Origin of the sequence: Marinomonas profundimaris, assembly GCF_000508165.1 — a bacterium.
Taxonomy (GTDB): domain Bacteria; phylum Pseudomonadota; class Gammaproteobacteria; order Pseudomonadales; family Marinomonadaceae; genus Marinomonas; species Marinomonas profundimaris.
The window spans coordinates 1-10195 of sequence record NZ_AYOZ01000022.1 but is presented as its reverse complement, the minus strand read 5'-3'; the positions used below and the strand labels follow the sequence as shown (position 1 = coordinate 10195).

Annotated in this window: 13 protein-coding genes; 2 read left to right on the top strand and 11 right to left on the bottom strand. The window is 48.2% G+C overall.

Annotated features, from left to right (window positions below; genetic code table 11):
- Positions 1-885 (bottom strand): cation transporter (locus D104_RS29220; RefSeq protein WP_024024189.1); only part of this gene is annotated, 885 nt, incomplete at its 3' end.
- A 141-nt stretch (positions 886-1026) separates the two neighbouring features.
- Here D104_RS29220 and cadR point away from each other — a divergent pair.
- Complete coding sequence (gene cadR, locus D104_RS29215) at positions 1027-1434, top strand: Cd(II)/Pb(II)-responsive transcriptional regulator (RefSeq protein ID WP_004364961.1); 408 nt, start codon at positions 1027-1029, stop codon at positions 1432-1434.
- A gap of 64 nt (positions 1435-1498) precedes the next feature.
- Here cadR and D104_RS29210 read toward each other — a convergent pair whose 3' ends face one another.
- The 8 genes from D104_RS29210 to traL form a co-directional block, all read right to left on the bottom strand.
- Positions 1499-2200 (bottom strand): nucleotidyl transferase AbiEii/AbiGii toxin family protein, encoded by a 702-nt coding sequence (locus D104_RS29210; protein WP_024024188.1) that lies wholly within the window; start codon positions 2198-2200, stop codon positions 1499-1501.
- On the bottom strand, positions 2193-2984 hold the full coding sequence (locus tag D104_RS29205) for a type IV toxin-antitoxin system AbiEi family antitoxin (RefSeq protein WP_002040534.1): 792 nt from the start codon (positions 2982-2984) through the stop codon (positions 2193-2195). The genes D104_RS29210 and D104_RS29205 overlap by 8 nt, the downstream gene beginning before the upstream one ends.
- A gap of 219 nt (positions 2985-3203) precedes the next feature.
- On the bottom strand, positions 3204-3590 hold the full coding sequence (gene traA, locus D104_RS29200; protein WP_023584042.1) for a TraA family conjugative transfer protein: 387 nt from the start codon (positions 3588-3590) through the stop codon (positions 3204-3206).
- Positions 3587-4159, bottom strand: coding sequence for a type IV conjugative transfer system lipoprotein TraV (gene traV / locus D104_RS29195; RefSeq protein ID WP_024015925.1), 573 nt, complete (start codon positions 4157-4159; stop codon positions 3587-3589). Before traV ends, traA begins: the two co-directional genes overlap by 4 nt.
- Positions 4160-4233: 74 nt before the next feature.
- On the bottom strand, positions 4234-5523 hold the full coding sequence (locus tag D104_RS29190; protein ID WP_024024187.1) for a TraB/VirB10 family protein: 1290 nt from the start codon (positions 5521-5523) through the stop codon (positions 4234-4236).
- Positions 5524-5525: 2 nt separating this feature from the next.
- Entirely contained in the window at positions 5526-6425 is a 900-nt protein-coding gene (locus D104_RS29185; RefSeq protein WP_000986458.1) for a TraK domain-containing protein, read from the bottom strand.
- Entirely contained in the window at positions 6406-7032 is a 627-nt protein-coding gene (locus D104_RS29180; protein WP_000667169.1) for a TraE/TraK family type IV conjugative transfer system protein, read from the bottom strand. Before D104_RS29180 ends, D104_RS29185 begins: the two co-directional genes overlap by 20 nt.
- Positions 7029-7310: a type IV conjugative transfer system protein TraL gene (gene traL, locus D104_RS29175; protein ID WP_000433889.1), complete on the bottom strand. Its 282-nt coding sequence runs from the start codon at positions 7308-7310 to the stop codon at positions 7029-7031. Before traL ends, D104_RS29180 begins: the two co-directional genes overlap by 4 nt.
- 288 nt (positions 7311-7598) lie before the next feature.
- Between traL and D104_RS29170 the strand changes: the two genes are divergently transcribed.
- Entirely contained in the window at positions 7599-8171 is a 573-nt protein-coding gene (locus tag D104_RS29170; RefSeq protein WP_001167481.1) for a hypothetical protein, read from the top strand.
- A gap of 78 nt (positions 8172-8249) precedes the next feature.
- Here the strand turns inward: D104_RS29170 and istB are convergent, their stop codons facing one another.
- Both istB and D104_RS29160 read right to left on the bottom strand, forming a co-directional pair.
- The gene (gene istB, locus D104_RS29165; RefSeq protein WP_024015924.1) at positions 8250-8945 is read right to left on the bottom strand and encodes an IS21-like element helper ATPase IstB; all 696 of its coding nucleotides are present in this window, start codon (positions 8943-8945) and stop codon (positions 8250-8252) included.
- A gap of 75 nt (positions 8946-9020) precedes the next feature.
- The coding region (locus tag D104_RS29160; RefSeq protein WP_024024186.1) for a transposase at positions 9021-10195 on the bottom strand (1175 nt) is incomplete at its 5' end.

Genomic DNA, 10195 nt, shown 5'->3' with positions numbered 1-10195 from the left:
CGCCAGAATGCGTCTAGCACCGTTAAGTACAATTACCCCCGCGATGGTGCCGATAATCAGATCCGGATAATTGGACCCGGTCCACGCGACCAGAGCGCCGGCGGTGATGACCCCCAGGTTGATCACCACGTCGTTGGCCGAGAATATCCAGCTTGCCTTCATGTGCGCCCCGCCCTCCCGATGTTTGGATATGAGCAGCAGACAACTGGTATTGGCAATCAATGCGACGAATGCGATAGCCATCATCACCAGCGATTCAGGCTCACTACCGAATACAAAGCGTCTCACCACCTCTATGAGTACGCCCACAGCCAAGATCAGTTGCAGTACACCAGCAAGATGCGCGGCACGTACCTGCATTTTCACGCTATGTCCAACCGCATAAAGGGCAAGCCCGTACACCGCCGCATCGGCAAAATTGTCCAGGGATTCTCCAATCAGGCCGGTGGACCGGGCGATCAGACCGGCAGTCATTTCCACCACGAACAGAAGTGCATTGATGCCGAGCAACCAGCGCAGGGTCCCGGATTCTTGCTTAGCAGAAGCTGCCGAAAACTCGGCGGCCTTGATGGTCTCCGGATTTGCAGCGACGGTTTCCTGAAGCGAGGCGCCTAGCCCCAAGGTCTTCAATTTCGAGGTGACGGGCTCGACCTCGCCGTCATGCACGACCTTCAGCCGGCGGTTCGACAAGTCGAAGGACAGCGCCCGAATCTCCTCAAAGCCGTTCAGGGCTAGGCGAATCATTCGTTCTTCTGATGGACAGTCCATCTTCGGCACGGCATAAACACTGACCCATCTCCCTGGCGCCTCGGAGGAGGCCTGTATATCGGTATCCGCTGCGGACGTTGCATCAGCGCCACAGGCGCCACCACAGGATTTTCTCATGATACGACTCCACTTGAACAGGCGCCACCACAGGATTTTCTCATGATACTACTCCACTTGAACAAAATGTTGTGGTACCATTTAAAACTATAAAGCTACTATAATGTCAATAGAGTAAAGAATCCGTTGGGGAGGAGGCTGATGCGCATTGGTCAGTTGGCGCAGTTGGTAGGGGTCGAAACACAGACGATCCGCTTCTATGAACAGCAGGGCTTGTTGCCGCCGCCTGATCGGCAGGACAACGGTTACCGTGTCTATACCGAGAAGCATGGTGAGGGGCTGGCCTTCATCCGTCGCTGCAGAATCCTGGGCCTGTCACTGGCTGAGATTCACGAACTACAGAGCTATCAGGACGACCCTCATCAGCCTTGTACCGCCGTCAACGCCTTGCTCGATGATCACATCTCTCATGTGCGGTCGCAGATAACCGCTCTGCAAGCGCTTGAGAAACAACTCGTTTCACTGAGAGCGAGTTGCAACGATGACCGGGAAGTTGAGGCGTGTGGGGTTCTTGCTGGAATTAGCGAAGGAAACATGCACCAGCAGTAGGTGAAGCATCAACCAGATAATCCGATGAGATGCCGGTCTGTCTCACTCTCATGCAAAGGTAAGATCAACCATTTAATCCGCTTACCCAGTCTTCGCATTCAACTTTTTCAAAAGTCATTCCGTCAAATTCTGCCTGAAATTTCTCATTCAGAGGCTGCCAGTTTGGCGACATGACTTCATTAATAGGCCGAGGGTGACTTAATGTATAGGTTAAAAAACCCACCAAAATCTCTCTCGAAATCCCTTCACTGCCAAGTAACATACGCACATCAAATAAGTCGCGAGGATGTTGGCGATCCATTGCAGCACACAATTTTCCACCATACAGATCGGGAAGACTGACTACCTGAATCTCAGCATAACCAAACTCGTCTTCAACAGACTCTTGAACTGGCATTATTTCTGCACTATGCAATGTACCTCTGGCGACGGGCGACACTTCAATTTTGATCGTCGCAACCGGACTTGATACAACGATTCTCAGTTCATCAGCTTTATTATCCTGAAATGCCGCTCTGATATCTGGTTGAGTATTGATTCTGTCTGTAATGCGCTGCAATGCAGCCCTGACATTAATCAAAGCCTCATCTCTTGGTTCAAGTGGAAGATAAGCAAGATCAATATCTACAGATAGCCGAGGAAAATCTCTCACAAATAAATTAATGGCGGTGCCACCTTTAAGTGCAAAAACCGTCTCTGTTGCTACCACAGGAAGCATTCTTATGAGCAAGGAAACCTGTTTGTAATATGGGCTATCTTTATCCATTATGTTGTTCACCTTTTTTGACGCTTAATATCTCTGGCACTGTGATTTGATATCGCTCATCAAAACGTCCTTTTTCGACAACCTGCCGCTTTCCTGCCCCCAATTTAATTCTTGTTTCATCTATGCGATTGACCCACTGGTGATCGTAGTATCGACCCAGAAATAGAAATATTCGGTTTGCCTGAACAGAGCTGCTTCGTTCAAGAATATCTTGTACTTTTCTAGGGCTAAGATTGACTAAACCCTGAAATAATTCTGCGACATGCTCAAATGAAATCAGCTTTCCAATCGCATCTACCACTTCATAGGCAGCAAGTTCTGCACAGCTGACAGTGAGCTCTTTCTCTTTAACCGTGATCCTTTTCAAATCCTTCTCGGGATTCACTTCAAGCTTATGGTTTCCGCAGTAAAACCAATTCTGATAAGGGAATTCACGAAACCATTTCGGTAAGGACGACTTGTTTTTAACGCAAATCCAAACTTGCTCTTTGTTCAGCTGCAAATAGTGACTCAGTCCTTGGTGAGTTAAGCTGCTCAATCCAGCCAAATGAACTGGAACGCCCAATTGCACATCCAATGCTTGAATGGCATCAACCCAAGTTGGCTTTATATCGCCCTGCGCATTTGGACGATAGTACACACCAGAACTAAGCTTCTTCAGCCAACCGTTCTGCGTGTACTTTTGAGCCAGGGAGTAGCTCACGCCGTTTTCAGTCAGCCATTGCTGAAGTACTAGCGCACCAGGAGAAGTATGAGCAACAAGCCAGTTTATTTTAGATGACATTTTAACACCCAAGGTATGAATATCACGAACAGTATAAACCATATAGTTTATTACGATAGGAATTTTAACACCTTAGGTATTAATATACCAAATACTGTAAACCAAGCCCGCTAATGCGGCGTTGTTGAAATGAAAAGGTCTACAGAACATCACCAATAACCCGATGTTGTGTAGACCTAGTTTGATTACCTTAAGTGAAGTGCCTACTGTGGCTCACATTCAGGTGCCCAGTAAAACGGCGCTGATCGCTGGAACTGCTGTGCCAATGACTTCTTGAGTGCTGGCAACGACAGGTAAAGTTGCAGACATAACACTTTCAACGACTGTTGGCGTATTGTAGAGACCCATACCGCCACCAATGCCCAAGGCAAAGGCCATCAAGCTTTGGCGAGCGATACCGCCCACAATACCCACCAGAACCATGGCTCCCGCTACGATCCGTCCCAAAGTACCTTGGGTCCAATCTTTTAGGGTATCCCACACATCGGTGAAAGCATCACCACCGGTGCCCGCAAATGAGGGCTCCGAAATCATTAACGCCATCAAACCAAGCGCACCAATGGTCATTAGGCGCTGAGTTTGAATGGTGCGAACTGCATTTGTCATTCGTTAGTTTCTCCGTAGATACTCAAGTTATCGCGCTTACCATCAGCTCCCGCTGAGGTTGAATCGCTCTGAGTCTGAAGTGGACGTAGCACAGGCGAAACCGTTCGAGGTGCTGACACCCCAATATCCCACCGGCGCGGTTCAATTTCGGTAAACACGTAGCTGGATAAATTCAGATCTCCACGGTCATCCTCCCAAGGCGCAATCCAAATTCGCATCACCCTTGAAGGAATGCGAATAGGTGCAGATTGCTGCGTCTCAGGTAATGCTGGATGGCTCAGCAGTCCTGTCTCTAAATCAGATTGTGAATACCCAGAGGGAGCACCCATTCGAGTCGCCACAGCATCAATCGTCTTGGGTGCAGCGCCATTACTGGTAAGCTCATAGACTTCACGAGCGGATAAACAGCGCACACCGTCAGGCATACCTGGGCATCCATATTCACTACTCCCAAGACCCAATGAACTACAGCCAGACAATAAGGTTGAGCCGACTACCAATAAAAGTAATCCAGCTTTAGACCACTGTTTTGAATGGTGCTTTGGGTTGTTCTGCATTGATGTCGTCATGGTTAACTCTCCTCTGGATACACATCTTATTGTCTGAAACGGACTTCGATCGGTTAGCAACATGCAGGATTTTTTCATCTTCTTGCACCTCCCCCTTGCGAAGTGGCCAACGACAACGAGGCACCACGAGTGACTATGACTTCAATTTTCCTGGCAGCGTCTACCTCTATGACTGGGAACATATTTTCAGCCATGTCCAAATAGAACTTGGCCACTCGATCCAATGCTTTACCGGTGCCTTTAATCGCAGCACCTTGTAATGCTTCTTGGCTCATGACTTGCTGGTACAGTTGAGTATCACCGGCATTACCCGTCTGAATCGTCGGAACAGGATTCACATCAAATGCGCCTGCCAAGCCCTGAAGGAATCCGGCCATCATCGATTTGGCCACCAGCTGGCCTTGTTTCGACACTAATCGGCCACGAATACCGGCTTTGCCGTCTTCACCCACGGCATAAGAATCCAGTCGCGTTTCAATGACGCCACCATATTCTCTCACACATGAAATGGTCTCGCCTCGCAAATAAGCACGCTCAGAGCTCAAATCACCGTAACCTGCGGCGATCAAGAAACACTCTTTGATATCCGCTCTAAATCGGTTGGGTAAAATGGCTTCCTTTTGAATCCTCAGCAATGCAGGAAAAGGCTCTCGTCTTGCGGACTCGTGAGTCGGTGCATCCAAACCGGTGATCAAAGTACCTGAGATGATGCTGCCCGCCGGTAGATACAAAGGCGGCGCTTCTTGCACAACAACCTCTGGTTCAGCAACCACTTCAGGCTCAATCATACGAATCGTGATTGGCGGCAATGGAACATCTCGTGCTCGTGTACCTTGGCCATTGGCTGGCTGCTGATAGAGCGGATCAGGCAGCGGCGCATTGGCAAAATAGTCGTCTGGGTTAGACGGCAGAGGCTTTTCGTCTTTGGGTAATTCCATGGCAGATAAAGGCACTTCAAAGCGGCTATTTGTGCCTTCAACTGCTGCATCACCTCCAGCGCGAACATCATCAAGTTCCGCTCTAAGGCGGGCCAGCTCCGCATTGACCTCACTTGGTATAGAAGGCGAACCTGGGCTTAGCCGCCCTGAATCGACGTCACGACGCAAGCGCTCAACTTCACGACGTAACTGTTCATTGCGCTCACTGAGTAGTTTTACGTTTGCAGCCAAACTATCGACCCCAACATCGCGAGTATTGGTATCCGTTAGAATGTGCCGGATCGTTTCCTGCCGGTTCCGATTGCTTGAGCCATCGTCAGGATTAGGTGAAAACACCATCACCATAAGGATGAGACCACCAGCAATACCAGCAACCGATAGGCCACGCTTCATGTTCGGGCTCATTTGTTCCCATTGTGCTTTCATCGTTATTCACCTCCCACAAGAAGTGAAGGTCGCTGACTTTCCACCGCTTCTTCACGATGATTGCGAACAACTAAATACAACTCAGTCTTTTCACCCGGCAACAAGATATTGCGCGGCCAGTAGGCGCTTGCCACTATATCTGGTGCATGACAGGCTATTTCACTGGCTTCTATCGGTTCATCGGCAAAGCTTTCAACCAGTCCTACATAGACGGTGAAGTAATGTCCCGTCACAATTTGCCCCTGCTTAAAACCAAACTTTAAGCCTGGCTGAAAACATTTAGGGCTTATGTCAGTTTGGACAGCCAAACGGATGTCATAGCCTTGTGGCAACTCATTTAATGCAAGGCGTCTGAGTAAGTCTCGTAGGTTATCAACGTATGGCTGAGCTGTTTCCCAAGTGGCGGCTTTGCGGTTCACGACGCCCTTAATAGGCCACTGCTGACCATCAATAGCTAAGGTAATTTCACGCGGTGGAATACGACGAGGCACTAAGGTGACAGATAATGCGGGCGCTTCCTGACCAGGCGGAGTGATGTAAAGTGAAACCGGTGATTCTTTGTCCGTGGCTACATATACAACATTCCCCTTGATTTGCGTCTGAGCATCACTGGTTGTTCTCACCTTAGGCGATTCAAACGGCGTCACAATTCGATTCAGATGACCAAGTGCTACAGGGATCAGTTCATTAACCCCCGGTGTCATCAGTAGCGTTGTTGGCGTATCCGCTGCAACCGAATTGCTTTGAACCGGTGGATTTGCAGTAGCAGACTGCTTCATCACACTAGCTGGCACAATCGGCAATTCCACGTCTGCATACGACGCTTGTGATAACAGAACGCCACTCAAGCTCATTGCGATTAAACTTGGTGTCATCCATCGACTAATTTTGGTTCGCATCATTCACCCTCCGGTTTTGCTCTTGGGTCAACTTTTCACGAACTCGCTTCGTTCTAGCTTGCCCCTCATACGTATCCATCCAGCTAAGTTTTGGACGGTATTGCTCAATGTCGATATCAAACTCATAGGTGCGAGTTTGGCGCTGCTCATCTCCAGATGGTCCAGAGACCAAGGAATAACCGGTCACAAAGACATGGCCGGTTTCATACTCATACTCCACTTGTCTGGGTTGGAATTTGAGCGTGACTCGGTCTTCACGGATCTGTCTTGCCTGAATCTCCAGTGCATCGACCACTTGCTGGTACACCGCAGGTGAAAGTAGCGGCTCGATAGCAACCCGGATAAAGGACACATTGCCCGGCGTCACGTTGCCCATAAGCTCAGCCAGGTAGAGTCCCCAAGATTCCAGGTAAGGCTGACTGGCCTGGTTTCGTGACACTTCAGCCGTTTCAGACAAGGTTGGTGGTTGAATGGCCACCACGGTATTGCGAGAAAATGCCGCTACCGCAAGCAGCAAGTTAGATAGCACCAGCACCGCAATCAGGAACCGTTGCCATCGGTTCTCTAATTGCGTGCCTTGCCATGATTTTAAAAACACGTCGAACTTCACGGCAGATAGCTCCTGATAAATGGGTTAGGGATTGTCTTGGCTTTGGTTGGCAACAGCCCGGCCCAGTAGATGGCGTGAAGAATAAAACCATCTGGGCGACCATCACGAAAACGCCGATAGAGCTTGGTTGTCACCAACCCCAACAGGCATAAAACCAAGGCATTACCGGTAAAAATGCCGATCACTAGCCCCAACAGAATGGGAGCCATCTCATCGGCACTCCAAAGCAGGAAGTGCGGCGGGTCATCGATATAGGATGGAATATTCACAGGTTCCATAGTCACTCCTCGTTGTTTGAATTGAGAAGTGAAGGATGCCTTGGGATTGGTAGGTTCAGTGGTCAGCTAGATGCCGAATTCTTGAAGGTTTTGAGGGTTCTACTCAGACAATACTAACAATTGATCTTTTTGATGCGGTTGATATGATGGGGTTATTGGTCGTGTCGAGACCAGCTGCCCACTTTAGCAAACCCGGACGGGACGACATGCATATCAAATTTATTTTTTGCTTAGGTTTTTTCTGCGACCTCGGCAGTGGGCACCGTATTCGCTAATAGGAGAAACTCAATGCAAATTACTAAAATCATTTCCTCTGCCTCGGTTGAACGTTTAAAGCAAAAAGCACGAAAGCTTAAACGTGAAAAATCCATTCCACACACTCAAGCACTCGATGAAGTTGCAGTATCTGCTGGTTTTAATCATTGGCATCAAGTTGTGCTAGCTAATGACTTACTGAAACCATCAGAAGTGGCGTTATCTTCTGGATGTGTCATGGCTTTTGATGTCAAAGATGGTATGGACGTCGATACCAGTGATGGGGTTTTAATTGAAGACCACTTCTTGGAGATGCTCACTGAAAAGCAGCTATTTGAAATTTATGCCAATTCCCCTGATGAGGACGACGAACAAAACAGGCCGCTAAAAGAAACGCTATCGGATTCAGAGCTTCATGAGTATTTTCGAGATTATTGCTCATTCATGTACTTTCGTATTGCCGAGCCTCATGCAAACAAACCGTTAAAAGAAGTATTGGCTCTTATACGACAGTACTCGTTTTGGATGCCTCAATATATTTGGCTTCAAGGCCACCTTATTGATACTTACCATTTGCCTGCTGAAGACGAGTGCGTATTTTTATAACTATGAACGCTGATTTTTGCTTAGCGTGAACACTTCCACCCCTTATTCTTGCAGATGCGGCACTTTTACCTTAAGTGTTCACAGTTGGTCAAGATTCGCTTGTTTTTTACGCATGGATTCTCCTTTCAAACTAATTTTATAGGCGTTGTGTAAAAGCCTATCTAAGATGGCGTCAGCAAGTGTTGGATCGCCAATAGTTTCATGCCAATGATTGGTTGGAAGTTGGCTAGTAATGATTGTCGATCCGATTCCGTGCCGGTCTTCAATCACTTCCATTAAGTCCATTCTTTGCTGCCGCTTTAGGGCGTCCAATCCCCAGTCATCTATGATCAGGATTTCAGTTTTCCGCAACTGTAAAAGCACTTTACCAAAGCTACCGTCACCGTGTGCGATCGTGAGCATTTCAAGTAGTCTGCTGGCCCGGTAGTAGCGCACGGAGATTCCTTGTTCACAAGCAGTTTGCCCCATGGCGCAGGCCAGGAATGTTTTGCCTGTGCCTGTTGGCCCTTCAATCAGAATATTTCGATGCTGCTTAACCCAGTCAAACTGCAATAGCTGTGCGACGGTGCTTTTGTTTAAACCACGCTTGGTTTGGTAATCAATGTCTGATGGTTGGGCATTGATTCGGAGTTTGGCTTGTTGTAACAGGCGTGCAATTTTACGGTTATCTCGGGTTGTGATTTCATGATTAACCAAGAGTGCGAGTCGTTCGAGAAAGCTCAGCTCCTCATAGGTATTGGGTTGATCACACTGCTGAGACAGAGCCTCAGCCATACCGGTTAATCGCAAACTGTTTAGCTGAGTGCGTGTTTTATTAACTCAAGTTTCGGAGTTCAGTTTAGCCTAAAATCAGCACTCATCACCAATAGATTTGGCTTCTAGCCTCAGCGTGAAGGTATCCATTTGCAGGACTTGCATAAAGAACTCCTGAACCGTTTTGTCTATTTGGTTCATGATCTCTTGTGCGGCGCTGACTCCGTATAGCTTGCTGAGCTCATCAAGCGCTCCCGATATCAGTGCTCTAAAGATAACCCAGAGACGGCTAGCAACATCTAAGGTGCACAGACTGTTGATCATGTCGTTACGACTATCACTCAGTCTAGCGGCACCTTCCTCGTGTTGAGTCAGTAGCAGCAAGCAGAATCGCAGCGCCGTTAAATGGATGGACGCGATATAAGCACTGTAATGTGTACTTTGCTCTTTGAGGAACCCAAGCTTTTGTTTCGCTTCCTTAAAGTACACTTCGATGCCCCAGCGCAACGCATAGATTTCGAGTATTCTCTCATCACTGAGGTGAGTGTCGGTGGATAAAAACAAGGCCCAATCATGCTTTCCAGCGCGCTGTTTTTCTTCGTTGACACCACGAACAAACAACAGCTTGACCTTGATCCAGTGATCAGGCTCTTTGATGCTTTTTGCTAGATTCAACTCAACGGTGATCGCCTTAGACTGGTATGGTCTACCCTTAATCTTCTGCCATTGGCCTTTGATGTGGTGTTGGTAAAGCTCAGCCGCTGTTGCTAGAGCCGAGGTGTTATCCATAGTGCGATAGCGCGTCTTATTTTTCTTCATGCGGACAATGGAGACTAACGATTGCGCGTCCATAAAGGCCAGTATGGACTTACTGGCAAACCATGAATCAGCTAAAAAATATTGCGCATGAATGTCGGACCGCGCGGCTCGCTTAATCATGCGGTGGATCATCTCCGGCTTACTCATTGACTGCGCATCACGATAGCGTTTTGCTACGATACTACGACCATCCGCAAATGCTTTGGTGAGTGGTTGTGCTTTCACTCGACTGATATAAAGCTCGCTATCTAAAGGGATAAATTGCTTTTCAGTCGCCAGTCCTCGGGTCCGGCTTTGCTGCCCCCTCACACAACGACCGTTGAGGTGATCAAAGTGGCTGGAGATGCCTGGCATGGTTTTACCGCGCCGTGTTTTAACTGAATCATCAACAACATAGGCGCGTATGGTGCTGTGGTCAGTCATACTGATGACGGTCTTCGCTGTTTGAAGGT

Excerpts from the sequence above, each read along its gene's own strand:
- istB (WP_024015924.1), bottom strand. The coding sequence starts at position 8,945 with ATGGCTGAGGCTCTGTCTCAGCAGTGTGATCAACCCAATACCTATGAG.
- cadR (WP_004364961.1), top strand. The coding sequence starts at position 1,027 with ATGCGCATTGGTCAGTTGGCGCAGTTGGTAGGGGTCGAAACACAGACG.
- D104_RS29210 (WP_024024188.1), bottom strand. The coding sequence starts at position 2,200 with ATGGATAAAGATAGCCCATATTACAAACAGGTTTCCTTGCTCATAAGA.
- D104_RS29205 (WP_002040534.1), bottom strand. The coding sequence starts at position 2,984 with ATGTCATCTAAAATAAACTGGCTTGTTGCTCATACTTCTCCTGGTGCG.
- D104_RS29190 (WP_024024187.1), bottom strand. The coding sequence starts at position 5,523 with ATGAAAGCACAATGGGAACAAATGAGCCCGAACATGAAGCGTGGCCTA.
- traA (WP_023584042.1), bottom strand. The coding sequence starts at position 3,590 with ATGACAAATGCAGTTCGCACCATTCAAACTCAGCGCCTAATGACCATT.
- traL (WP_000433889.1), bottom strand. The coding sequence starts at position 7,310 with ATGGAACCTGTGAATATTCCATCCTATATCGATGACCCGCCGCACTTC.
- D104_RS29170 (WP_001167481.1), top strand. The coding sequence starts at position 7,599 with ATGCAAATTACTAAAATCATTTCCTCTGCCTCGGTTGAACGTTTAAAG.
- D104_RS29185 (WP_000986458.1), bottom strand. The coding sequence starts at position 6,425 with ATGATGCGAACCAAAATTAGTCGATGGATGACACCAAGTTTAATCGCA.
- traV (WP_024015925.1), bottom strand. The coding sequence starts at position 4,159 with ATGACGACATCAATGCAGAACAACCCAAAGCACCATTCAAAACAGTGG.